Source organism: Epibacterium sp. ABV4_022, from assembly GCF_056159345.1.
Genome location: NZ_JBSWVA010000001.1, coordinates 3,511,629 through 3,535,706 on the forward strand (window position 1 = coordinate 3,511,629; position 24,078 = coordinate 3,535,706).

18 protein-coding genes are annotated in these 24,078 nt (G+C 64.4%); 13 read left to right on the plus strand and 5 right to left on the minus strand.

The genetic code is table 11. The features are described 5' to 3' along the window. Nucleotides 1-278: 278 nt before the first annotated feature. From ACXAF5_RS16445 to ACXAF5_RS16485, 9 genes are all read left to right on the plus strand, one after another. Nucleotides 279-1,691, plus strand: a complete 1,413-nt coding sequence (locus ACXAF5_RS16445; protein WP_474947424.1) for a cytochrome ubiquinol oxidase subunit I — start codon at nucleotides 279-281, stop codon at nucleotides 1,689-1,691. 11 nt (nucleotides 1,692-1,702) lie between these two features. After that, the gene (gene cydB / locus ACXAF5_RS16450) at nucleotides 1,703-2,707 is read left to right on the plus strand and encodes a cytochrome d ubiquinol oxidase subunit II (protein ID WP_474947425.1); all 1,005 of its coding nucleotides are present in this window, start codon (nucleotides 1,703-1,705) and stop codon (nucleotides 2,705-2,707) included. Further along, nucleotides 2,707-2,802 carry a DUF2474 domain-containing protein gene (locus ACXAF5_RS16455; protein ID WP_239323245.1) on the plus strand — a complete coding sequence of 32 codons (96 nt, stop codon included), beginning with the start codon at nucleotides 2,707-2,709 and terminating at the stop codon, nucleotides 2,800-2,802. Before cydB ends, ACXAF5_RS16455 begins: the two co-directional genes overlap by 1 nt. Nucleotides 2,803-3,095: 293 nt before the next feature. Continuing rightward, nucleotides 3,096-4,712, plus strand: coding sequence for a peptide ABC transporter substrate-binding protein (locus ACXAF5_RS16460; protein ID WP_474947426.1), 1,617 nt, complete (start codon nucleotides 3,096-3,098; stop codon nucleotides 4,710-4,712). A gap of 71 nt (nucleotides 4,713-4,783) precedes the next feature. Continuing rightward, nucleotides 4,784-5,713 (plus strand): ABC transporter permease subunit, encoded by a 930-nt coding sequence (locus ACXAF5_RS16465; RefSeq protein WP_239366204.1) that lies wholly within the window; start codon nucleotides 4,784-4,786, stop codon nucleotides 5,711-5,713. Further along, nucleotides 5,710-6,642: an ABC transporter permease gene (locus ACXAF5_RS16470; protein ID WP_239323248.1), complete on the plus strand. Its 933-nt coding sequence runs from the start codon at nucleotides 5,710-5,712 to the stop codon at nucleotides 6,640-6,642. The genes ACXAF5_RS16465 and ACXAF5_RS16470 overlap by 4 nt, the downstream gene beginning before the upstream one ends. A 3-nt stretch (nucleotides 6,643-6,645) precedes the next feature. Beyond that, a complete protein-coding gene (locus tag ACXAF5_RS16475; RefSeq protein ID WP_474947427.1) occupies nucleotides 6,646-7,608 on the plus strand; it encodes an ABC transporter ATP-binding protein in 963 nt (320 codons plus the stop codon). Next, nucleotides 7,605-8,585, plus strand: a complete 981-nt coding sequence (locus ACXAF5_RS16480; protein WP_239323250.1) for an ABC transporter ATP-binding protein — start codon at nucleotides 7,605-7,607, stop codon at nucleotides 8,583-8,585. The genes ACXAF5_RS16475 and ACXAF5_RS16480 overlap by 4 nt, the downstream gene beginning before the upstream one ends. A 228-nt stretch (nucleotides 8,586-8,813) precedes the next feature. Then, nucleotides 8,814-11,909 (plus strand): Hint domain-containing protein, encoded by a 3,096-nt coding sequence (locus ACXAF5_RS16485; protein WP_474947428.1) that lies wholly within the window; start codon nucleotides 8,814-8,816, stop codon nucleotides 11,907-11,909. A gap of 11 nt (nucleotides 11,910-11,920) precedes the next feature. Here the strand turns inward: ACXAF5_RS16485 and ACXAF5_RS16490 are convergent, their stop codons facing one another. The 5 genes from ACXAF5_RS16490 to ttcA form a co-directional block, all read right to left on the minus strand. Then, nucleotides 11,921-12,112, minus strand: coding sequence for a hypothetical protein (locus ACXAF5_RS16490; RefSeq protein WP_474947429.1), 192 nt, complete (start codon nucleotides 12,110-12,112; stop codon nucleotides 11,921-11,923). Between the two features lie 82 nt (nucleotides 12,113-12,194). Beyond that, on the minus strand, nucleotides 12,195-15,515 hold the full coding sequence (locus tag ACXAF5_RS16495) for an error-prone DNA polymerase (protein WP_474947847.1): 3,321 nt from the start codon (nucleotides 15,513-15,515) through the stop codon (nucleotides 12,195-12,197). Nucleotides 15,516-15,607: 92 nt separating this feature from the next. Then, nucleotides 15,608-17,086: a Y-family DNA polymerase gene (locus ACXAF5_RS16500; RefSeq protein WP_474947430.1), complete on the minus strand. Its 1,479-nt coding sequence runs from the start codon at nucleotides 17,084-17,086 to the stop codon at nucleotides 15,608-15,610. Continuing rightward, the gene (locus tag ACXAF5_RS16505; protein WP_474947431.1) at nucleotides 17,028-17,582 is read right to left on the minus strand and encodes an ImuA family protein; all 555 of its coding nucleotides are present in this window, start codon (nucleotides 17,580-17,582) and stop codon (nucleotides 17,028-17,030) included. The genes ACXAF5_RS16500 and ACXAF5_RS16505 overlap by 59 nt, the downstream gene beginning before the upstream one ends. Before the next feature lie 245 nt (nucleotides 17,583-17,827). Beyond that, nucleotides 17,828-18,742 (minus strand): tRNA 2-thiocytidine(32) synthetase TtcA, encoded by a 915-nt coding sequence (ttcA, locus tag ACXAF5_RS16510; RefSeq protein WP_474947432.1) that lies wholly within the window; start codon nucleotides 18,740-18,742, stop codon nucleotides 17,828-17,830. A 408-nt stretch (nucleotides 18,743-19,150) separates the two neighbouring features. Between ttcA and ACXAF5_RS16515 the strand changes: the two genes are divergently transcribed. From ACXAF5_RS16515 to yihA, 4 genes are all read left to right on the plus strand, one after another. Further along, nucleotides 19,151-20,695, plus strand: a complete 1,545-nt coding sequence (locus tag ACXAF5_RS16515; RefSeq protein ID WP_474947433.1) for a putative bifunctional diguanylate cyclase/phosphodiesterase — start codon at nucleotides 19,151-19,153, stop codon at nucleotides 20,693-20,695. Between the two features lie 153 nt (nucleotides 20,696-20,848). Then, nucleotides 20,849-22,681, plus strand: a complete 1,833-nt coding sequence (gene yidC, locus ACXAF5_RS16520) for a membrane protein insertase YidC (RefSeq protein ID WP_474947434.1) — start codon at nucleotides 20,849-20,851, stop codon at nucleotides 22,679-22,681. Beyond that, nucleotides 22,678-23,415 carry an MOSC domain-containing protein gene (locus ACXAF5_RS16525; RefSeq protein WP_474947435.1) on the plus strand — a complete coding sequence of 246 codons (738 nt, stop codon included), beginning with the start codon at nucleotides 22,678-22,680 and terminating at the stop codon, nucleotides 23,413-23,415. Before yidC ends, ACXAF5_RS16525 begins: the two co-directional genes overlap by 4 nt. Then, nucleotides 23,415-24,065: a ribosome biogenesis GTP-binding protein YihA/YsxC gene (gene yihA, locus ACXAF5_RS16530; protein WP_474947436.1), complete on the plus strand. Its 651-nt coding sequence runs from the start codon at nucleotides 23,415-23,417 to the stop codon at nucleotides 24,063-24,065. Before ACXAF5_RS16525 ends, yihA begins: the two co-directional genes overlap by 1 nt. Nucleotides 24,066-24,078: the final 13 nt, after the last annotated feature.

The window sequence follows — 24,078 nt, forward strand, 5'->3', positions numbered from 1 at the left end:
CCTGGTTCACGGTGCTGCCAAACGGCCAGCCACCCGGGCACGGTCGCTACCTTAGCGCGCCGCTGATGGGGGCGCTAACATTTTTCAACTTCTCTGACAAATTATTCCTGCATCCGCCCCGCCCCAGGACGACGCTGCCAGGACGGCGCGGACCAGTGACGCCCTGCCGCAGGTGACAGCATGACGCGCGACATGGGCGCGCAAAGCCACATCCGGGATATTGCTTTTCAGGAGGCATGGGATAGCTGTTGGCCCAAGCCCTAGCCGAGGAGGCTCCCATGCTGGATGGTATATCCGCAGAAACGCTCGCCCGTGTCCAATTTGCCTTTACGGTATCGTTCCACATCATCTTTCCGGCCTTCTCGATCGGTCTGGCCAGTTTCCTTGCGGTGCTGAATGCGCTCTGGCTCAGGACCCGGGACACCACCTATCTGACCCTGTTCAACTACTGGAAAAAGATCTTTGCCGTGGCCTTTGGCATGGGCGTGGTCTCCGGCATCGTGATGTCCTATCAGTTCGGCACCAACTGGTCGGTGTTTTCCGACAAGGCCGGCCCCGTCATCGGGCCGTTGATGGCCTATGAGGTGCTTTCGGCCTTCTTCCTGGAGGCGGGCTTTCTCGGGATCATGCTGTTTGGCCGTGATCGAGTGGGCGACAGGCTGCATATGTTTGCAACCGGGATGGTCGCCTTCGGGACGCTGATGTCGGCGACCTGGATCCTGTCGGTGAACAGCTGGATGCAGACCCCTGCGGGTTATTCCATCGCCGCCAACGGCCAGTTCATCCCGGAGGACTGGTGGCAGATCGTGTTCAACCCCTCCTTCCCCTACCGGCTGGTGCATATGGTGCTGGCGGCCTTCCTGACCACGGCCTTTGTGGTCGGCGCGGTCGGCGCGCTGCACCTGTTGCGGGATCGCGACGACCGCGAGGCGCGGCGGATGTTCTCCATGGCGATGTGGATGGCGCTGATCGTGACGCCGATCCAGATCTTCGCCGGCGATGCCCATGGCCTCAACACGCTGGAGCATCAACCGGTCAAGGTGATGGCGATGGAAGGCCATTATGACAGCCACCCCGAGGGCGCGCCCCTGATCCTGTTCGGCATTCCGAACCCGGCAGAAAAGCGCGTCGACTATGCCCTCGAAATCCCCAAGCTGTCGTCGCTGATCCTGAAACATGACCTGAACGCGCCGCTGGACGGGCTCGACACCTTGCCCGACACCGAAGAACCGCCGGTCCCGATCGTCTTTTTCAGCTTTCGGGTGATGGTCGGCCTCGGCTTTGCGATGCTGGCCGTGGGACTTTGGAGCGGCGTCGCGCGGCTGCGGGGGCGGCTCTATACGGCGCCCTGGCTGCACCGCGCCTGCCTGCTGATGGGGCCAACCGGGTTCATCGCCGTGCTGGCGGGCTGGGTCACCACCGAAGTCGGGCGTCAGCCCTACACGGTCTATGGGCTGCTGCGCACCTCCGACAGCCTTGCCCCGGTCGCAGCCCCCGCGGTGGCCACCTCGCTGGTCGCCTTTGTGGTGGTCTACTTCTTCGTCTTTGGCGCCGGCACCGCCTATATCCTGGCGATGATGAACAAACGCCCCGGCACTCTGCGCCTCGGGCTGCGGGATGCGCCGGTGCGCGCCGCCGGTCTGGTGCCCCCCGGCAAACTCGATGCCCTGTCCCCCAAGACCCCGAACTGAGGACGCATATCATGGAATTCGATCTCGCATTCATCTGGGCCGGCCTCATCGCCTTTGCCGTTCTCACCTATGTGATCCTCGACGGGTTTGACCTCGGGCTCGGCATCCTGTTCCCCTTTGCCAAGTCGCATGAGGAGCGCGATCTGATGATGAACTCCGTCGCGCCGGTCTGGGACGGCAATGAAACCTGGCTGGTGCTGGGCGGCGGCGGGCTGTTTGCGGTGTTTCCGCTGGCCTATGCCGTCGTCATGCCCGCCCTCTACATGCCGATCATGGTGATGCTGCTGGCGCTGGTGTTTCGCGGTGTCTCCTTCGAATACCGCTGGCGGGCGCAAAAGCTCAAATGGGTCTGGGACCTCGCCTTTTCCGGCGGCTCGCTGGTGGCCGCGCTCTGTCAGGGCATCGCCCTGGGCGCACTGGTGCAGGGGATCAAGATCGAAGACCGCGCCTATGCCGGGGGCTGGTTCGACTGGCTCAGCCCGTTCTCGCTCCTGTGCGGTCTGGCGGTGGCGGTCGGCTATGCGCTGCTGGGCGCCTGCTGGCTGATCATGAAGACCGAAGGCGGCATTTGTGACCACATGCGCCGCCTCGCCCGCCCCCTCGCCGTGGCCACGCTGGCCTTGATCGGCGTGGTGAGCCTGTGGACGCCGTTCCTCGACCCGGTCTATTTCTCGCGCTGGTTCAACCTGCCCGGCAGCCTCTGGAGTTTCTGCGTCCCGGCACTGATGGCGGCGCTTGTGTGGTTGCTGTTCTCCGGCCTGCGCGGCGGCGCCGACCGGCAGCCATTCTTTGCCGCGCTTGGCATATTCGTGACCTGCTTTATCGGCCTCGGCATCAGCTTCTATCCGATGATGGTGCCCCCGAGCCTCAGCATCTGGGCCGCAGCCGCCCCCGACAAGAGCCTGTCCTTCACGCTGGTCGGGGCGCTGGTCCTGCTGCCGCTGATCCTGAGCTATACCGCCTATGCCTATTGGGTGTTTCGCGGCAAAATGGATCCCAACGAAGGCTATCACTGATGCGACGTTGGCTCTGGTTCATCGGCCTGTGGTGTGCGAGCGTCCTGGTGCTGGGCATCGTGGCCATGATCATCCGCTGGGCGATCGTGCCCTAGCGCGCCGCAAGTCCCGTCAATCCAACACAATTTCTGCGACCGCATGTCCGCGTCACCTTGCATTGGCGCCGGGGATATGCGCCCTATGGTTGTGCGCCTCCCCACGCGACCGCAAAATCGCCAACGCGGGAGATTGACGCGACGGCAGGCCATCATGCCAGAGCGGCGCATCCATCAGCGAGAACCTGCGCACTGCAAGCCTGTCTCGCCATTTTATGCTTATTTAACGCTTCCCAGTCTTTCGGGCCTGATGCAGGGTATTGGATACAATAACCAAGCAAAGAGGGAGTCCCATGACCTACCGTTCGATTCTGATACCCGCCCTGTTGTCGGGAACCATGCTCACCAGCGCCCATGCCGCCGATGTGCCGGCGGATGCCAATCTCGCCGCGGACCAGACCTTCACCTATCGGGTGCTGGACGAGTTTTCATCCTTTGATCCACAGGTGGTCGAGGGCGTGGTCGGCTCCGAGGTGGTGCGCGATCTCTTTGAGGGGCTCTACAATCAGGATGCGGACGGCAACAACGTCCCCGGCGTCGCGCTGAGCCATGAGGTCAGCGAAGACAACATGACCTACACGTTCAAACTGCGCGACACTGCCAAATGGTCGGACGGCAAACCGGTGACCGCAGGTGATTTTGTCTACGCCTGGCAGCGCGCCGTCGATCCGGAGCTGGCCTCGCCCTATGCCTGGTACATGGAACTGATGTCGATCCAGAACGCATCTGCCATCATCGCCGGCGAAAAACCGATCACCGATCTGGGCGTGTCGGCCCCGGACGACCAGACGCTGGTTGTGCAGCTGAGCCAGCCGCTGCCGTATTTCGACAAGATGGTCACCCACGCCACCACCTTTCCGGCCCCGAAATGGGCGATCGACGAACATGGCAAATCCTGGACCCGGCCGGAAAACATGGTGTCCAACGGCGCTTACGTCCTGACGGAACATGTGCTTAAGGAACGCTCCGTGCGCGAGCGCAACCCGATGTACTGGGACAACGACAAGACCGTGATCGACAAGGTCGTGACCCTCAATATCGGCGACGAGGCGCAGGGTCTGACCCGCTACCGCGCCGGTGAGGTCGACAAGACCGAGATCCCCGCAGGTCAGTATCCGACCCTGAAGGAGGAGTTCCCGGACGAGGCCTATGCCCTGCCCCGCCTGTGCAACTACTACTTCACCTTCAACGTCGAAAGCGGCCCGGAGGCGTTCAAGGATGCCCGCGTCCGCCAAGCGCTGTCCTATGCGATCGACCGCAGCGTGATCACCGATGCGGTGCTGCAGGGCGGCCAGTTCCCGGCCTTCACCTTCACCCCCGGCGCGACCGCCGACTTCGAGGTGCCGGAAGTGCCCTATGCCACCATGACCCAGGCCGAGCGCGACGCCAAGGCCAAGGAGCTGCTGGCCGAAGCAGGCTATGGTCCGGACGGTGAGAAACTCGCCTTCAACTACCTCTACAACACGTCGGAATCGCACCAGCAGGTGGCCATCGTCGCCTCGCAGATGTGGAAGCAGAAACTCGGCATCGACGTGACCCTGGAAAACCAGGAATGGAAAGTGTTCCTGGAAACCCGCGGCAACCAGAACTTCGACATGGCGCGCGGTGCCTGGTGTGGCGACTACAACGAGGCCTCCACCTTCCTCGACCTGCTGACCACGCCCTCGGGCTACAACGACGGCAAATACTCCAACGAGAAGGTCGACGCCCTGATGACCGAGGCAAAATCCTCACAGGACACCACGCCGCTCTATGCCGAGGTCGAAAAGATCCTCGCCGACGAGATGCCGGTGGTGCCGGTCTATCACTACTCGACGAACATCATGCTCAGCAGCAACATCCAGGGCTGGCCGATCCACAACGTCGAGCAGAACTGGTACTCCAAGGACCTCTACAAGGTCGCCGAGTAACCCCTTCTGAAACATCAACAACCCATCGCCCCGGTCGCCTCCTTGCGGCCGGGGCGTGATGAGGCAGTCATATGTTGAACTACACCCTGCGCCGCCTGTTCACAGTGGTGCCGACGCTTCTGGTGCTGATCGTCTTTTCGTTCTACCTGATGCGCCTTGCCCCCGGCGGGCCCTTCACCTCTGAAAAGCCGCTGCCGCCAGCCGTCATGGCCAATGTTCTGGAGCGCTACGGCATGGACCAGCCGCTCTATGTGCAGCTCTGGACCTATATCAAGAACATCGTCCTCCATTTCGACTTCGGCCCCTCCTTCAGCCAGAAGGACCGCACGGTGAACGACGTGATCGCGGGCGGCTTCCCGGTCACGCTGACCTACGGGTTCTGGTCCGCGGTCTTTGTGCTGGTCTGCGGCATCCCGCTGGGGATCATCGCCGCCCTGCGTCACAACTCCTTCTGGGATTACGCGATGACCGGGCTGGCGATCTTTTCCCAGATCTTTCCCAACTTCGTGCTCGCGCCGCTGATGGTCCTGATGTTCACCCTGTGGTGGGGTCTGCTGCCCGGCGGTGGCTGGAACGGCGGCCAATGGGAATACATCATCATGCCTGCCGTGGCTTTGGGCACCTCCTACATGGCCGGGGTCGCGCGTTTGACCCGGGGCTCGTTTCTTGAGGTGATGAACTCCCCCTTCATCCGCACCGCCCGCGCCAAGGGCCTGCCGGAACGCACCATCATCATTCGCCACGCGCTGAAACCGGCGCTGCTGCCGACGCTGACCTACATGGGGCCGGTCTTTGTCTACATGATCACCGGATCGGTCTTCATCGACGTGTTCTTTTCCACCGGCGGCATCGGGCAGGACTTCATCGACGGCGCCTACAGCCGCGACTACTCGATGCTGCTGGGGCTCGCGATCCTCTATTCCGTGTTGACCTTCACCCTGAACCTGTTGCTCGACCTCGCCTACGCCTGGATCGACCCGAAAGTGCGGAGCAAGCTGTGACCACTGCCAAGAAACAGATGAACTCTGCCGCCTATGCCGAGGCCGCAGCCGAGGAGATGATCGTCTCCCGCTCGTTCTGGGCCGATGCCCGGCGCCGGTTCCTGAAGAACCGCATGGCGGTCGGCTCCGTGGTGATGCTGGTGTTGCTGGTGCTCTTTGCCATCTTCGGCCATACCATCGCGCAATGGAACTACGAGGAAATCGACTGGAACGTCCTCGGCAAGATCAAGACCGAAGGCGGCCCGGCCCTGGCCAACGGCCATTTCTTCGGCGTCGACGAGCTGGGCCGCGACCTCTATGCCCGCGTCGTGCAGGGCAGCCGGACCTCGCTGCTGGTGGGCTTTCTCGCGGGCACCGCTTCGGTGATCCTCGGCTCCATCCTCGGCGCCACGGCGGGCTATTTCGGCGGCCGCACCGACCAGATCATCATGGGTGCCTACACCATCTGGCTGTCGATCCCCTACATCATCTTCTTCGTGGTCTGGCAGGCCTTCTTTGGTCGCTCGCTGACGCAGATGATCCTGGTGATCATCCTGGTGAACTGGACCGCCGGCCTGCTGATCGTGCGCGGTCAGGTGATGATGCTGAAGAACCGCGAATTCGTGGATGCCGCCCGGATGCTCGGGATGAGCGATTTCACCATCATCTTCAAACACCTGATGCCCAATATCCTCTGGGTGATCGTGATCTACACCTCGATCGTCATCCCCGAAGTCATCATGATGGAAAGCCTCGTCTCCTTCCTCGGCGTCGGCATCCAGGAGCCCAATACCTCCTGGGGGGCGCTGATCTCCGAAGGGGCGCGCACCATGACCTTTGGCACGCTCTGGCAGCTCGCCTTCCCGGCGGCCTTCTTCGTGATCGCGCAGGTCTCTCTCTATTACATCGGCGACGGTCTCCGTGACGCCCTCGACCCGAAGGACCGCTGAGACATGAGCCTTCTGTCCGTAAACAATCTGAACATCCGCTTCCGCACCGGTGACGGTCACGTCCATGCCGTCAATGACGTCAGCTTCGACATCGCCAAAGGCCAGAAACTGGCCGTCGTGGGCGAGAGCGGCTCCGGCAAATCCCAGATCGCCATGTCGATCATGGGGCTGCTGGCCAACAACGCCGAGGCCACGGGCGAGATCCTCTACGAGGGTCAGAACCTGCTGACCCTGCCCAATGCGGCGCTGAACAGGATCCGCGCCAAGGACATCGGCATGATCTTCCAGGACCCGATGAGCTCGCTCAATCCCTACATGCGGATCGAGCGTCAGCTCGGCGAGGTGGTGGAACAGCACGAGGGCCTCTCCCGCCGCGATGCGCGCAAACGCGTGCTGGAGGTGATGGAGGCGGTGCAGATCCCCGATGCCAAGAACCGCCTGACCGCCTATCCGCACGAGTTTTCGGGCGGCATGCGGCAGCGGATCGTCATCGCCATGGCGCTGATCTGCAAACCCAGGCTGATCCTTGCGGATGAGCCGACAACCGCGCTCGATGTCACCGTGCAGGCGCAGATCATGGCGCTTCTGGACGAGATCCAGCGCGATCTGGGCACTGCGGTGATGCTGATCACCCATGACCTCGGCGTGGTGGCGGGGTTCTGCGAGGACACGCTGGTGCTCTATGGGGGCCGGGTGATGGAGGCGGCGCCGACGCTCGACCTGTTCGATGCGCCCGGGCATCCCTACACCCGTGGTCTGCTCAGGGCGGTGCCGAACATTCACGAGGCCACCGGCGCGCTGGCGGCCATTCCCGGCAGCCCGCCGAACCAGACCCGCCCGCCGACCGCCTGCCCCTTCGCCCCCCGCTGCGGCGATGCGGTGGACGCCTGTCACCAGACCCTGCCCCCGCTGGAGGGGCGCAGCCGGAAACGCGCCTGCATCCGCCCCGTGGAGGAGCTGACATGACCCAGACCCCGATCCTTTCTGTTGACGACCTGCGGGTCACCTTCGCCATCAACCAGGGCAAGAAATGGCCCTGGTCACCGGCAAACAGCCTGCATGCGGTCAATGGCGTCAGCTTCGATCTGCATCGCGGCCAGACGCTGGGCATCGTGGGCGAATCCGGCTGTGGCAAATCCACCCTGATCCGCGCCATCGCCGGGCTTGTCGCGCCCTCGGGCGGCACTGTCCGGCTGGACGGCACGGTGGTGGACTACCAGAACCGGGCCAGCCTTCAGGACCTGCGCAAGCGGATGCAGATGATCTTTCAGGACCCGATCGCCTCCCTGAACCCGCGCATGACCATCCGCGACATCGTCTCCGAACCGCTGGCCTATTTCCGCCCGGAATTCTCGGCCCAGGAGCGCAAGCAAGCGACCCGAGACATTCTGGATCGGGTTGGCATCCCGGAGCGTAACTTCAACCGCTTCCCGCATGAGTTCTCCGGCGGCCAGTGTCAGCGGATCGGCATCGCCCGGGCGCTGGTCTCGGCGCCGCAGATCCTGCTCTGTGACGAGCCGGTCTCGGCGCTGGATGTGTCGATCCAGGCGCAGGTCATCAACCTCCTGAAGGATCTGCAAGCCGAGATGGGCCTGACCCTGATCTTTGTGGCGCATGATCTGGGCGTGGTGCGGCATATCTCGGATGATGTGCTGGTGCTCTATCTCGGCGGCGTGATGGAAAAGGCCCCGGCTGGCGAGGTCGTGGACCATCCGCGCCACCCCTACAGCCAGGCGCTGCTGTCGGCAGTGCCGGTGCCCGATCCGCGTGTCAAAACCACGCCGCAGGTGCTGGATGGCGATCTGCCCAGCCCGCTGGCGCTGCCACAGGGCTGCCTGTTCCAGTCCCGCTGCCCCAAACGCATCGACGCCTGCCGCAGCACCCGCCCCGCCCTGAAGGGCACCGACAGCGCCCAGGTCGCCTGCCTGCTGGAAGAGGTCTGAGGCCACCGGCAAAATTCCCGGCCCAGCCCGCCGCACGATCCCCGACACTGTCAGCAGGTCCAGACCAATGGCCTCCGGTCCCGATCCGGAGGCCATTAAACTTTGCCCTATTTTGGTCTCGGTATTTAACGTTTCTTTTTTGATCCTCTTGGCAGGTTGCCAGCTGATCCGCTGCCCTCTTCGATCACATCCCTGTTGGGGGCGCATTCCGTTGAAAGTGCCACGTTCATGCCCGCGACAGACCATTCCGACGCCCCCCAGAGCAACGATCCGGAGACCTCGGACATCACGATTCCGCACGGGTTTGCCCCCGAAGATCTGGATCCCTGGGATCCCGACTTCATTCCCGAGGAGGAGGAAGAGGAAGACGAGGAGGATGAGGACGGCGGCGGCCTGATCGAAAACGTCCTTGTCGGCCTGGGCCTTGGCGCCCAGGGCAACGGCAATGCCTATGGCGTGGGCAACGGGAATGGAAACGGCAACGGGCTGTATAAACTGCTGCTTGGTGGCGACACCGACGACAATCTGACCGGCTCTGGTGACGCGGATGCCGTGATGGGCGGGCGCGGCCATGACAGCGTCGATGGCGGCGATGGCAACGATACGCTGATGGGGGACACGGACGGCAACACCGGCCAGGATGCCACCCCGCTGGTGCTGAACATCGACAACCTGGTCAGCCAGACCTATAGCGGCAACTATGCGGTGGCCGGGGATTCCGCGGTCTATCGCGATGTCGCCTTTCTCGACGACGGCACCTCGGTCTGGGGCCGCCTTGTGCTGGTCAGCTCCTCCGACCCCTATATGAGCATCGACCTCTCCGGGGAGCGGGGGGCCGAAATCACGATGGATGGATACGGCACCGGCGACACCGCCGAATTCCGGCTGGAGTTCTTTGACCCCACCACTGGCGAGGCGCTCGAACTGAACTCCACCGCCACTTTCAACGATCTGGACCAGAACTACAACGCCTGGGACGTCGAAGCGGTCACGCTGGACGCGGATGATTTCAACGCCTTTGGCACCTCCTCCGACAGCTCGCTGAACGTGACCCAGAATGGCAGCTCCGTGCGCGCCGCCGGCACCGAAGCCAACAATCCCGATGACGAGGACGCCTGGTTCTCGGCCGAATTCGACGGGCGCAGCTCGATCAATTTCACGCTGGAGGCCCGCAACACGCCCTCCGGCTTCACGCTCTCGGGCGATCTGATCGAAGATGCGGTCTACACGCCGATCGACGCGGGCAACGACACCCTGCTGGGCGGTCTCGGCTCCGATGTGATCTTTGGCGAAGGCGGCAACGACCTGCTGGACGGTGGCGAAGGCGACGACAGCATCGATGGCGGCGAGGGGGACGACATCCTGACCGGCGGCCTCGGCGCCGACACGCTGATCGGCGGGATGGGCGGCGACACCATGTCCGGCGGCGATGGGGATGACCTCATCGACGGCGGCGAAGGCGATGACAGCCTGTCGACCGGCCTCGGCAACGACACGCTTCTGGGCGGCGAAGGCAATGACACGCTGCACAACTCCGCCGGCGATGACAGCCTCGTGGGCGGTGTCGGCGACGACAGCATCGTGGCCACCGAAGGCAACGACACGCTGGAGGGCGACGAGGGCAACGACACCATGTATGCCGGTGTCGACGACGACAGCATGGACGGCGGCGACGGCGATGACAGCATGTTCGGCGAGGACGGACATGACGAGATGTATGGCGGCAGCGGTGCCGACTACATGGAAGGCGGCAGCGGCAATGACACCATCGACGGCGGCGATGATGCGGATACCATTTCCGGCGGCGACGGCGACGACCTCATCTATGGCGGCGGCGGCAATGACAGCCTGACCACCGGCATCGGCAATGATACCCTCTTTGGCGGCGATGGCGACGACACCCTGCGCAACTCGTCCGGCGATGACAGCCTTGTCGGCGGCACCGGCAACGACAGCATCGTCGCCACCGACGGCAATGACACGCTGGAGGGCGGCACCGGCAACGATACCATGTACGGCGGCAATGACGACGACCTCCTGGTCGGCGGCACCGGCGCGGACGAGATGTATGGTGAGGCGGATGCCGACACCTTCCGGATCGAGGACAACTTCGGCAATGACACCGTCGTGGGGGGCGAGGCCGGCAATGACCTCGACGTGGTCGATCTCTCCTACATGACCGGCCCGGTCACGGTGACCTATACCGGCGATGAATCCGGCTTTATCACCGACGGGACCGATACCATCCAGTTCTCCGAGATCGAGCAGCTGGTGCTGACGGATCAGGACGACGTCGTCGACGCCCGCAATGACAGCGTCGGGGTCGACATCGACGCGGGCGACGGCAATGACACGCTGCAAGGCGGCCAGGGCGATGACCGCTTTACCGGCGGGCTTGGCGATGACGAGATCGCCCTGACGGCGTCTGGCGGCACCGATACCATCACCGATTTCGACCTCAACGACGATGACACCGACGGCTTCTACAACGACCAGCTCGATGTGTCGGAGTTGACCGGCGGCTCCGGGGCCGATGGCGCGGTGCAGACCATCGACGTGACCACCTCTGATGACGGGTTCGGCAATGCGCTGCTGACCTTCCCCGACGGTGAACAACTGGTGCTGGAAGGGGTGGACCCGAGCCAGATGACCACCCATGCGCAGCTGTTTGCCGCCGGCATCCCCTGCTACACGCCGGGGGCGCTGATCCAGACCGCACATGGGGTCAAACCCGTGGAACAGATCCGCGTCGGGGACCTGATACAGACCGCGGACAACGGCCTTCAGCCGGTTGTCTGGACCGGGCGGCGCCTGTTGTCGCGCAGGGACCTGCTGCGCCAGCCGCATCTTCGCCCCGTCCTGCTGCGCCCGGGCGGGCTGGTCGGCATGCAACGCCCGCTGCGGGTCTCGCCCCAGCATCGCTTCGTGCTGCCCGCAGCCGCCCAAGCGGGTGGCGCGGAGGCCTTTGCCCGTGCCCGCCTGTTGCAGGACATGGATCCGGATCACGTGCAGGTCGACAACAGTTTGCGGCCCACCTGCTACATCCACCTGCTGACCGAAGATCACCAGGTCATCTTTGCCGACGGATGCGCCAGCGAAACCTTCTGGCCCGGCCCCGAAGCCCTGCGCAGCCTGTCTCCGCAGGATCGCCGAGAGCTCTTCGGCCTGTTTCCGGAGCTGCTGCCCGCCCTTGCCAGCCGCGGTGCCCCCGGGCGCAAGATCGTCGCGCAGGGATATGGTGACCTGGCCCGCACGGACCTGCGGCGCAAGGATGTGAAACATCGCTTCCCGCTGCCCGCGGATCAGGTCCGCCGCAGCGCCTGACCCGAGCGCCCTCAGAAGGGATGCGCCAAATCGTAGACCTCGCCATATCGCGCCAGATCCGCCGCGATCTCGGCGACATCCGGTGAGGTCCAGTTTGCGCCGTCAATCATCCCTTCGCGGACCAGATCCGCGCGCAGCCCCTCGAAGTCCAGTTCCGGCAGGGCCCAGGGGATCACGTTCGGCGCATCCAGGCGGCAATACATGCGCGTCACCTGCGACCTGCCGCGCAACCGCGCGCCGCTAAAGCTCCGGAGCTGGTTTTCAAACACCGGATGCATGGTCCCGCTAGTGGAAATCGCGGCTTGGAAAGAGCTTCTTGGCCTGATCGCGCGGATGCATGGCGCGGGCGGGATAGCGGGATTGCTTGGGCGTGTCATCGGCCCGGGGCCCCTCGGTGCTGAGAGCCTCCGGCATGGGATGCCCCAGATCATAGAGCTTGTGGGACAGGTCGCGAATATCCTGCGCGATCACATGCACGACAATGCCTTCGCGCTGCACCGTCCCGCGCACCTGCAACAGCCGCCCGCCCATGACAATACGCCGGAACTGCTCATAGACCTTGGGCCAGACCACCACATTGCTGACCCCTGTTTCATCCTCAAGCGTCAGAAAGATCACCCCCGATGCGGTGCCGGGGCGCTGGCGGGTGATGACCAGCCCGCACACCGTGCATTGTCCCAGAGGCCGATCCACAAGCGCATTATGCGGGGTGAGGCCGGTCATGCCGGGCCGCAACAGCTCCATCGGATGGGCGCGCAGCGACAGGCGGGTGGAGACATAATCCTCGACCACTTCCTCCCCCAGATGCATGCTGGGCAGGGCGACGGACGGTTCCCGGACCACCTCCCCGTCGATCGGGTCGTCAAACAGCGGCAAGGAGGTCTTGCTGCGGATCGCCTTGACCTGCCACAGCGCATCGCGGCGGGTCAGATCCATGCTGCAAAACGCATCCGCTTCGGCCAGCCGCGTCAGCACATCCGGGCGCAGCCCCGCCCGCAGCCACAGGGCCTCCGGCGTGGTATAGCCATTGCCGCGTGCCGCCACGATCCAATCCGCCTCTTCCTGCTTGAAGCCCTTGATCTGGCGAAATCCCAGCCGCAGGGCCAGGGCGCCATCGGGGCGGCGTTCCAGCGTGTTGTCCCATGCGGAGTGGTTCACGCAGATCGGGCGGATCTCCACGCCATGCTCGCGGGCGTCCCGCACGATCTGGGCCGGGGCATAAAACCCCATGGGCTGGGAGTTCAGCAGGGCACAGGCAAAGATGGCGGGATGATGACATTTCAGCCAGGCCGACACATAGGCCAGCATGGCAAAGGCCGCCGCATGGCTTTCAGGAAACCCGTAATCGGCGAACCCCTCGATCTGGCCGAAACAGCGTTCGGCCACCTCCTGGGGATAGCCGTTTGCCAGCATGCCCGCGATGAACTTGTCCCGATACAGACCGATGGTGCCCATGCGCCGGAACGACGCCAGCGACCGGCGCAGATAATCGGCCTCCTCGGCCGAGAACCCCGCGCCGACCACCGCGATCTGCAGCGCCTGCTCCTGAAAGAGCGGCACTCCCAGGGTGCGCCGTGTCACCTCCTCCAGCGCCGGCCCAAAGGGATCGGGCTGTTCCAGCCCGTTGCGCCGCCGGATGTAGGGCTGCACCATGTCGCCCTGAATGGGACCGGGGCGCACGATCGCCACCTCGATCACCAGATCGTAGAATTCGCGGGGCTGCATCCGGGGCAGGAAATTCATCTGCGCCCGGCTTTCCACCTGAAAGACCCCCACCGCATCCGCCCGGCACAACATCTCATACGTGGCCGGGTCCTCCTGCGGAACCGAGGCGATACTCTGTGTGACATGCTCGTGCTGCTGCATCAGGGCAAATGCCTTTTGAATGCAGCTGAGCATCCCCAGCCCCAGCACATCCACCTTGAGGATGCCCAGCGCGTCGATGTCATCCTTGTCCCAGCAGATTACCGTGCGATCTTCCATCGCCGCATTCTCGATGGGGGCAAGCTCGTCCAACCGCCCGCGCGTGATGACAAAGCCCCCCACATGCTGCGAGAGATGGCGGGGAAAGCCGATGATCTCGCCAATCAGCCGCAGGGTCTGCATCAGCCGGCGGTCCTGCGGATCAAGACCCAGCTCGCGGATGCGGTCCGGATCGACGCCGCCGTTGCTCATGCCCCAGATCTGACTGGACAGCCCGGCGGTGACATCCTGCGACAGGCCCATCACCTTGCCCACCTCGCGGATCGCCGCGCGGGTGCGGAAATGGATCACGGTGGCACACAGCCCCGCCCGCTCCCGGCCATATTTCTCGTAGATCCACTGGATCACCTCTTCGCGCCGCTCGTGCTCGAAATCGACATCGATATCCGGCGGCTCCCCGCGATGCTTGGACACGAACCGTTCAAAGACCATGGCGATCATGTCGGGGCTGACATCGGTGATGCCCAGCAGGTAGCACAGAATGGAATTGGCGGCCGAGCCGCGCCCCTGACACAGGATCCCGCGTGACCGGGCGAATTGCACGATGTCATGTACCGTCAGGAAATAGGCCGGAAAGTTCAGTTCCCGGACCACGGCCAGTTCCTTTTCCATCAACCGGATCGCCCGGTCCGGCGCGCCCCCGGGATAGCGCCGCACCAGCCCGTCGCGTACCAGCCGCTCCAGTCGGGCGTGCGGGGTTTCGCCACCGGCCTCTTCATGCGGATAGTCATAAGACAGCTCCCCCAGGTCAAAGCTGCACCGCGCCGCGATCTCCAGGCTGCGGCGCACCGCGCCCAGATGATTGCGAAACAGCCGCGCCATATCCGCCTCGCCCTTCAGGCGGCGTTCCCCGTTGGGCAGGGCGCGGGTGCCGATCTCGTCAATGGTGATATGTTCGCGCATGCAGGTCAGCACATCGGCCAATTGCCGGCGACTGGCCCTGTGCATCAGCACATCCCCCACCGCCACCATCGGCGCACAGGCCTTTTGCGCAACCGTGGAACAGGCAGCCAGATAGGCCTGGTCGCTGCCGTCATACCGGGGCGCGGCCCCCAGGAACACGTGATTGGGAAAATGCCGCCGCATGTGCTGAATATCCGGCACCGCGTCCTGCACCCGCTGCGGCGGCAAGGCGATCAGGATCATCCCCTTGCAGGCCGCATGCAGGTCCCTGGCATAAAGTTCGCAATCTCCCTTGTCCGCACGGCGCTTGCCCAGGGTCAGCAACCGGGTCAGGCGCTGGTAGGCCGCCCGGTCCCGGGGCAGCGCAACCCAGTCCACCGCGCTGTCGCGCAGAACCAGCCGGCACCCCACGATCAGCTTTGGCAGCGGCGTTGCGGCCACAGGCGCCGCCAGCAGGTCGGCCGGTCCCTTTTTCTGCCGGGAAGAGGGGTCGACACGGTGCTGGGAGCGGATTTCCACAGCGGTGCCGGCCTCCCGTTTCAGCTCTTTCAACGCGCTCCACGCCCGCACCACGCCGGCCAGGGAATTCCGGTCCGTGATGGCAATGGCCGAGAGGCCCAGTTCGGCGGCGCGCAGGACCAGCTCTTCCGGATGCGAGGCCCCGGTCAGAAAGGTGAAATTGCTGGTGGTGCACAATTCAGCATAGCCCTGCCCCGGCATCAGCGCCGGAGTCGGGGTCGTGGGAGGCGTGGGCGCAGCCGGACGATCCCCGTGCCGTGCTGCGGCGGGCGGAGGCGTGCGGTCGGTCTTGGTCATGCGAACTCTCCCTGTACAAACCATCCGGGGTTCTGCGGCGTGTAGAACAGCCAGAGCCGCCGCCCCTGCACGGTCTCCACCTGCCAGTAGTCGCGCAGGCCCGACCGCCAGTTGTCATCCTCCAGCCACCATTCCGGGGCGATGCGTTCGGGCCCCGTGGCACGCCCCGTGGTCAGCGACATCCGCCGCCAGCGAAAACGCGCGGGTGGCTCCGGCCCCTGCCCTGCGATGGGTTCGGGGGGAAACAGGCACAGCGGGCGCGGGGTGAGCCGGGACCAGCCCCCCGCCGGGTCCGAATAGGCGGCTGGCGCCACGATAAAGCTGCGCTCCGGGATATGGCTGTCGGCAGGCAGGAACCGTTGAATATTCTCCAACCCGATCCGGGTGCCGATGCGGGTGACAAGATCCTCCAGCTGCCCTGTCTGCCCGGAGCCGACATGGGTGACCTGCTCGGCCGGCAGCGCTTCGACCTGCGTCGCCTCCAGCCGCAGCTGATCGATGCCAAAGCCCGCATCCACCTCCGCCAGCCCGCGCTCGAACAGGGGCAGGATGCGCTGCGCGTCACGCAACGGGCGGGCCAGGCGCAGTTCCACCTGCTGGTGATCCTGATCGACCCGGCGCAACGTGACACAGAGCTTGCGCGCCCCCGCCTGCTGCGCCTTCAGCTTGGCACAAAGCTGGGTCAGCAGCCGCTGCACCCCGGCCCGCACATCATCGACAAGGCCGATGGGCTCGGGCAAGGTCAGGCGCACGCCGTAGTGGGGCGGATCCGCCTGCGGCGTGATCTCTTCGGGCTGCTGCCCCAGCGCCTGATCCAGCCGCATCAGCACCTCGGGCCCGAACCGCCGGGTCAGCGGCGCGCGCGGCGCATCGGCAAGATCGCCGATCGTGCGCAGCCCCAGCCGCGCCAGCGCCGTTGCGATGCCCGCATCCAGCCGCAGGGCCGCCACCGGCAGGGTCCGCAACGCCGGCAGCATCTCTCCGGGGGTGGCGATCCCCTCGTCGTGATGCGCCAGCGCCCAGGCCGCGCCGCGCGTATCCGCCACCCCCGCCCGCACCGTCAGCCCCGCCCGCAGCAACCGTGCGCGCATATCCCGCAGCATCTGCGCCTCGCCCCCCAAAAGATGCGCAGAACCGCTGACATCCAGCACCAGACCGTCCTGGCCCTCCAGCCCGACCCAGGGGCAATACCGCTTGGCCCAGCGGCACAGCGCATGCAGGAATCGCTGATCCTCCGGCGGGACCGCGGCGGCGGTTTTCAGATCCGGGCAAAAGGCCCGGGCATCGGAATGGGACATGCCCCGATGCAACCCCTGCGCCTCCGCAGCGGCATTCAGGCAATAGAGGCGATTGGCATTGCTTTGCTTGAGGGTGAGGGCAAAGGGGCCCTCAAACGAACAGCCCCGCAGAACCCGGTCACTCGCCAGCCGGGGAAACCATAATGAAACGACGCGACGCTGCATCCCATCGAACATGCCAGACACCCAATGTTCCCGATTTGTTCTTGATAATCTCCCATCGTTGCAGAGTCGAGTCCCCGGGATCAAACACCGGAGTGCAGCGCCAGCGGGTTTCGGCGGCATTGCTGCCCATCCCCTCCGGGATCAGGGCCAGCCCGGTGGCGCGCCCATCCCGCGCCGCAAGCTGCAACCGCCGCCCTTCGGTCAGCCCCAGGGGTTTGTTCAACGTCATCACAACCAGCGAGACCGCCCCTGCACGCAGCGCCTCTTCGGCGACGGCCAGGGTCTGCAACTGGTCCTTGGTGCGGCAGACCGTCAGGTCCTCGGGCGCGATGAAATCGGCAAAGCCATTGGGGTTGATCTCGGTCGAATCCCATCCGCCGCGCACCCACATGCAATGCCCGCCCAGCCGCGCCGCAAGCGCAAAGGCAAAGGTATAGGCCCCCGGACCGCAGACCTCATGGGTGCGGGTTCTGGCAGGCGGAAAGACACGGGGATCAAGATCACTCATACGCCAAATTTAGCATTCGAAGGCCGGTTTGAAAATCCTGCTATCACCGAACGGACCGTCACCCCCGACCTCGCGCGGGCCGCTGACAGGCACATCCCGGCGCAGCAACCAATCCGGAGCGCAAAGATGGCGCCCCGGAATATACCCTTATTTTTCAAGGGGCTGAGAGCGGCGCCCGTGACCGGATCAGCACTACGCCTCCGCGTGTCCGCCGGTATCGGTCCCGCGACCCAAGGCCGCGCGATCTACACGTCCACGCCGTGCGGCGGTGTCAGATCCGGGATCTCCTCCGGCTCTGCGGCGGCGGTGGCCGGCTGCGACAGCGCCGCCCCCTCCTGGAGCGCAAGCCCGGCAAAGTCCCAGAGCTTCGGGTCCATCATATGCGACGGGCGAATATTGGTCAGCGCCTTGAACATCACCTGGCGGCGACCGGGGCTGTTCTTTTCCCAGCCATCCAGGATCTGCTTGACCTGCTGGCGCTGCAACCCGTCCTGACTGCCGCAGAGATCACAGGGGATGATCGGGTAGTTCATGGCGCGGGCGAATTTCTCGCAATCGGCCTCGGCCACATGGGCCAGCGGGCGCAGGACAAACAGGTCGCCCTCCTCGTTGACCAGCTTGGGCGGCATGGTCGCCAGCCGGCCGCCGTGGAAGAGATTCATAAAGAAGGTTTCGAGGATGTCGTCGCGGTGATGACCCAGAACAACCGCCGAGCAGCCTTCCTCGCGGGCGATGCGATAGAGGTTGCCGCGCCGCAGCCGCGAGCAAAGCGCGCAATAGGTGCGGCCCTGCGGCACCTTGTCCATGACGATCGAATAGGTGTCCTGATACTCGATCCGATGCGGCACGCCCACTTTCTCCAGGAACTCCGGCAGCACCGTCGCCGGAAAGCCCGGCTGCCCCTGATCGAGGTTGCAGGCCAGCAGGTCCACCGGCAGCAGCCCGCGCCACTTCAGCTCGATGAGCACGGCCAGCAGCGTATAGGAATCCTTGCCGCCGGACAGGCACACCAGCCAGCGGGCATCGCTGCGGTCCACCATGCCGTATTGCTCAACCGCTTCGCGCACGGACCGTATGATCCGCTTGCGCAGTTTGCGGAATTCCGTCGTCTGTGGCGCACCCTGAAAGATCGGGTGGATGTCATCTAGGTCATTGGTCATGGCCGGGTGAATACGGCAAACGGCTGGCGGCGGGAAGCCTTTCTCGCACCTGCTGTTGCGGGAAACGGACCGTTGGCGCCCGTGGTGTCGGATCAGGGCCTCCGGATCGGCATTGAAAGCCACGCGCCCCGCGCGCGCCATGTCGAAAAACGCCAAAAGGCGCATCAGCGCGCCTGTCTCGCGGCCGGCCCGGGGGAATCAATCCGCCCCGCGGCCGGGCCGGCCACCCTGCTGCCCACCGGCTGACACATTCCGATCCGAATTCACGCCGCGCGCAGCGGATGGACCCGAAAAAACCGGTTGCCGGACGCGAAACCGGTGGAAACTCACATCCGCGTTAACTCTCCGGTCAGACCCAAGATCTAGTCTGAGCAGGCACCACCGGCGAAGTCGAAAGGTCTTACAGCTATGAAACTACCGAATTCACGTCTCCTACAGCGGGTCAGAGACGGGTTCTCGCAAGTGGTGTTTGGCCCGCCAATGCTCGCCTTTCTGCCTGCGCTGACGCTGGGGGCCTTCTGGTTCGGCGGCGAAACCGCGCTGCTGGTGGCCGCCCTCGGGTTGCCGCTGATGTTTGCCGTACTGGGCAGCCTCATGCGGGACAAGACCCCCGCCCCCGGACGGGACGCCCTGACCGGGATGATTCTGGCCGACGGGTTCCAGGCGCGGGTGAAATCCATCTATCACCGCACCGAGGACAGCGGCCTGAAATCGGCGCTGCTGGTGCTGGAGATCGACGACCACGACGACCTGATTGCCGCGCATGGCCAGGACGCCGGTGACATCGTGATGCAGCGGATCGGCGAACGCATCACCGCGACGCTGCGCCACCGCGATACCGTCGCGCGTTTGGGACGCAACCGCTTTGCCATTTGCCTGGCCCCGGTCATGCAACTGGATCTGGAGCTGTGCATCCAGCTTGCCGGCCGTCTCCAGGTCGCGGTGGAAGAGCCTGTGGCCGTGGATGGCACCTCGCTGTTCGTGTCCTGCTCGATCGGCATCTGCCAACGCCACCGCGCCCCCAAGGGTGCTGCCAACGGCTGGATCGAATGCGCCGTTGCAGCCCTGGACGAGGCGATCAGCGTCGGCCCCTCCAGCATCCGGGCCTTCTCCAACGACACCCATGTGCACCTGAACCGGACCGACAACCTGCTGGAAGACGCGGCCATGGCGCTTGAAAACGGCATGATCCAGGCCTGGTTCCAACCGCAGATCAGCACCGATACCGGCCGGGTCTCCGGGTTTGAAGCCCTGGCGCGCTGGTGCCACCCGGTCAAGGGCATGATCCCGCCCTCCTCCTTCCTGCCGGCCCTGGAACAGGCCGGGTTGCTGCAAAAACTCAGCCAGCAGATGGTTCAGCAGGCGCTGACCGCGATCAAGGCCTGGGACGCGGCGGGGCTCAATGTGCCGTCGGTGGGCGTCAACTTCGCCACCGATGAGCTGCGCGACCCGGCGCTGGTCAACCGGATCCGCTGGGAGCTGGATCGCTTTGGCCTGCGCCCCGAGCGGCTGACGATCGAGGTGCTGGAAACGGTGATGACCGACCAGCCCGACGAGGTTGTGGCCCGCAACATCAAGGCTCTGGGCGAACTGGGCTGCCATATCGATCTCGATGATTTTGGCACCGGTCACGCCTCGATCGCCTCGGTGCGCCGTTTCCGTGTCTCCCGGATCAAGATCGACCGCTCCTTCGTGACCAAATCGGATCACGACCCGGAACAGCAAAAGCTCATTGCCGCCATCCTCACCATGGCGGAACGGCTGGAGCTGCAAACCCTTGCCGAGGGGGTGGAGACCGTGGGCGAACATGCGCTGCTGGCGCAATTGGGCTGCGATCACGTGCAGGGGTTTGGCATTGGCCGCCCCATGCCCTTCGACCAGACCCTCGACTGGGTGGTCACCCACGAGGCCAAGCTGCAGGATGCGCCGCTGATCGGTCGTCAGCGCCATTGACCCCGGCCACAGCCGCTTCTGTTCTCTGATTCCCTGTGTTTTTTGGGATTTCCGCCGCCAGTGATGCGCTGGCTGCCCGGATTTCCCTTGACCTTCCGGACCGACCTCTGTTGAACCACACCCTGTCTTTGCATGCATGAGGTGGCTGTCCAGATGGACGATCAGAACAAGAATCTACTGCTCGCAACCGCTTTGAGTTTCCTGGTGATCCTCGGCTGGTATTTCTTCTTCCCGCCCCCGGAGGAGGCCCCGCAGCCCGCCACCCAAGTCACCGAGACCACGCCGACACCGGGTGACACCTCTGCCCCTGCGGCCGCGCCCAGTGCCGGTGCGGCCACCGGCGAGGTCGACGCGGCCGCCGCCGAACCCGAGACCGTCGAAGACACCCCGCGCCTGACGATCAACACCCCGCGGGTCGAGGGCTCCATCTCCCTCACCGGCGGGCGCATCGACGATCTGCGCCTCAAGGACTACCGCGAAACCCTGGACGACGATTCGCCCATCGTGACGCTCCTGTCCCCCGCCGGTCAGGCCAATGCCTATTACGCGCTTTATGGCTGGGCCCCCGGCACCGGCCTCGGCATCGAGGACGTCCCCACCGCCAACACCCGCTGGCAGGCCGAGGAGGGCGCGACGCTGACGCCCGAAACCCCGGTGACCCTCACCTGGGACAACGGCAACGGCCTCACCTTCTCGCGCGAGATCGCCATCGACGAGGACTACATGTTCTCGATCACCCAGTCGGTCACCAATACCTCCGGCGACACCGTCGCACTCGCGCCCTACGGCACCTTGGCCCGCCACGGCGAACCTTCGAACCTCGAGAACTTCTTTGTCCTGCACGAAGGCGTGGTTGGCATGGCCGACGGAGAGCTGGCCGAGATCGACTATGACGACATGACCGATTTCGACCCCGATCCGCGCGACGGCTCGCGTGCGCAAGTCACCCCGGTCACCGAAAATGGCTGGATCGGCTTCACCGGCCACTACTGGATGTCGACCCTGATCCCCGCGCCGGGCGACGCCTTCCGCGCGATCGCGAAATATGACGAACGCCGCGACATCTACCAGACCGACGTGGTGCTGCCGACCGTGACGCTTGCGGCAGGCGAGAGCACCGCCGCCAGCACCCAACTCTTTGCCGGTGCCAAGGAATGGGCCACCATCCGCGAATACGAACGTGGTGGCATCGAAGGCTTCCTCGACTCGATCGACTGGGGCTGGTTCTTCTTCTTCACCAAGCCGATCTTTGCCGTGCTGCACTGGCTCAATGCCGCGATCGGCAACATGGGTGTCGCGATCATCGCGCTAACCTTCCTGCTGAAGATCCTCGTCTTCCCGCTGGCCTATAAATCCTACGCCTCCATGGCGCGGATGAAGGAACTGCAGCCCGAGATGGAAAAACTGCGCGAACGCGCCGGTGATGACCGTCAGAAGATGCAAAAGGAGATGATGGAGCTTTACAAGCGCGAGAAGGTCAACCCGGCCGCGGGCTGTCTGCCGATCCTGATCCAGATCCCGATCTTCTTCTCGCTCTACAAGGTGATCTTCGTGACGCTGGAGCTGCGCCATTCGGCCTTCTTTGGCCCGTTCCAGGATCTCTCCGCACCCGATCCGACCTCGCTCTACAACCTCTTTGGCCTGCTGCCATGGGGCGCGCCGACACCGGATTCGATCCTGGCGCTGGTCTTCATCGGCATCCTGCCAATCCTGCTCGGGGTTTCCATGTGGGTACAGCAGAAACTGAACCCGGCACCCACGGATGAAACCCAGGCGATGATCTTTGCCTGGATGCCATGGGTATTCATGTTCATGCTGGGTGGTTTTGCCTCGGGCCTCGTGGTCTACTGGATCACCAACAACGTGATCACCTTTACCCAGCAATACCTCATCATGCGCTCGCACGGCTACACGCCGGACGTCTTCGGCAACATCAGGTCGAGCTTCAAGCGCAAGGACAAAGCCGAGAAGGCCGAAAAGAAATGACAGCAACTGTCAGGCAGATGTGGCGGCACCCGATCAAGGGGATCGGGGCCGAACCACTGACAGAGGTCCGCTTGGAAACAGGCGGGCCTATGCCTTTGGATCGGGCCTGGGCGGTGCTGACCGGCACCTCCGAGGATACCGGCGCGTGGCAGCCCTGCCGGAACTTTGCCCGTGGCTGTTTCGGCCCCGAGCTGATGGCGATCACCTCCGAGTGCAACGGCGATCAGATCACGCTGCGCCACCCCAAACAGGGCGAGATCACCCTTGATCCGGCCACCGATGGTGCGCGGCTTCTGGACTGGCTGTTGCCGATCTACCCGGCCGAACGCCCCCAGCCCCACAGCCTGATCAAGGCCCCTGCGGGCGGCATGGCGGATGCGGATTTCTCTGCCGTCTCGATCCTGTCGCTGACCTCGCTGAAGGCGCTGGGTGATGCCTTGGAACAAGACCTCGACCCGCGCCGTTTCCGTGGCAATCTCTGGATCGACGGCACCGCCCCCTTTGAAGAATTCGACTGGGTGGGACGGGAGCTGAAAATCGGCTCCACCCGGCTGGAAGTGGTGGATCGCATCACTCGCTGCCGCGCCACCGAGACCAACCCCGAAAGCGGCGAACGCGATGCCAACACGCTGAAGGCGCTGCGCGCGCATTGGGGCCACACCGATTTTGGCATCCGCGCCAAGGTCCTGAGCGGTGGCGACATCGCGCTCTCCGACAGCCTAGAGGTTCTGTGATGCAGCTTCCCTTCCCCCTCGCCGAAGCCCCCGACGAGATCGCCGCAGAAACCGGGCGCAAGCTCTTTGCCGGCCAGTCCGAGTTCCTGAAGGGTGTGGTCGCCATGTCCGGCCTGCCCCCCGCGGATCGGATCGAGGTCTGCTTTGCCGGGCGTTCGAACGTGGGGAAATCCTCGCTGATCAACGCGCTCACGGGCACCAAGGGGCTGGCGCGCGCCTCAAACACGCCGGGGCGCACGCAGGAGATCAACTTCTTCACCCAGGGGCCCGAGCTCTATCTCGTTGACCTGCCCGGCTATGGCTACGCAAATGCGCCGCTGGCGGTGGTGGAGAAATGGCAGCGCCTGCTGAAACAGTATCTCTCCGGTCGCCAGACCCTGCGCCGCGCCTTTGTGCTGATCGACACCCGCCACGGTGTCAAAAAGGTCGACGAGGAGATCATGAAGCTGCTGGATACCTCTGCCGTGACCTTTCAGGTGGTGATGACCAAGGCCGACAAGGTGAAGGAGAAAGACCGCGCCAAGATCCTCGATCAGGTGCGCGACGCGCTCTCCAAACATCCCGCCGCCTATCCCGAGATCGTGCTGACCTCGTCGGAAAAAGGTGACGGCATCGCCACCCTGCGCTCCATCATCGCGCATCTGGACTAAGACCCTGCGCCGC

Coding starts and splice junctions, on each gene's coding strand:
- ACXAF5_RS16445 (WP_474947424.1), top strand. CDS start 279: ATGCTGGATGGTATATCCGCAGAAACGCTCGCCCGTGTCCAATTTGCC.
- cydB (WP_474947425.1), top strand. CDS start 1,703: ATGGAATTCGATCTCGCATTCATCTGGGCCGGCCTCATCGCCTTTGCC.
- ACXAF5_RS16455 (WP_239323245.1), top strand. CDS start 2,707: ATGCGACGTTGGCTCTGGTTCATCGGCCTGTGGTGTGCGAGCGTCCTG.
- ACXAF5_RS16460 (WP_474947426.1), top strand. CDS start 3,096: ATGACCTACCGTTCGATTCTGATACCCGCCCTGTTGTCGGGAACCATG.
- ACXAF5_RS16465 (WP_239366204.1), top strand. CDS start 4,784: ATGTTGAACTACACCCTGCGCCGCCTGTTCACAGTGGTGCCGACGCTT.
- ACXAF5_RS16475 (WP_474947427.1), top strand. CDS start 6,646: ATGAGCCTTCTGTCCGTAAACAATCTGAACATCCGCTTCCGCACCGGT.
- ACXAF5_RS16480 (WP_239323250.1), top strand. CDS start 7,605: ATGACCCAGACCCCGATCCTTTCTGTTGACGACCTGCGGGTCACCTTC.
- ACXAF5_RS16485 (WP_474947428.1), top strand. CDS start 8,814: ATGCCCGCGACAGACCATTCCGACGCCCCCCAGAGCAACGATCCGGAG.
- ACXAF5_RS16490 (WP_474947429.1), bottom strand. CDS start 12,112: ATGTATTGCCGCCTGGATGCGCCGAACGTGATCCCCTGGGCCCTGCCG.
- ACXAF5_RS16495 (WP_474947847.1), bottom strand. CDS start 15,515: ATGCCGGGGCAGGGCTATGCTGAATTGTGCACCACCAGCAATTTCACC.
- ACXAF5_RS16500 (WP_474947430.1), bottom strand. CDS start 17,086: ATGTTCGATGGGATGCAGCGTCGCGTCGTTTCATTATGGTTTCCCCGG.
- ACXAF5_RS16505 (WP_474947431.1), bottom strand. CDS start 17,582: ATGAGTGATCTTGATCCCCGTGTCTTTCCGCCTGCCAGAACCCGCACC.
- ttcA (WP_474947432.1), bottom strand. CDS start 18,742: ATGACCAATGACCTAGATGACATCCACCCGATCTTTCAGGGTGCGCCA.
- ACXAF5_RS16515 (WP_474947433.1), top strand. CDS start 19,151: ATGAAACTACCGAATTCACGTCTCCTACAGCGGGTCAGAGACGGGTTC.
- yidC (WP_474947434.1), top strand. CDS start 20,849: ATGGACGATCAGAACAAGAATCTACTGCTCGCAACCGCTTTGAGTTTC.
- ACXAF5_RS16525 (WP_474947435.1), top strand. CDS start 22,678: ATGACAGCAACTGTCAGGCAGATGTGGCGGCACCCGATCAAGGGGATC.
- yihA (WP_474947436.1), top strand. CDS start 23,415: ATGCAGCTTCCCTTCCCCCTCGCCGAAGCCCCCGACGAGATCGCCGCA.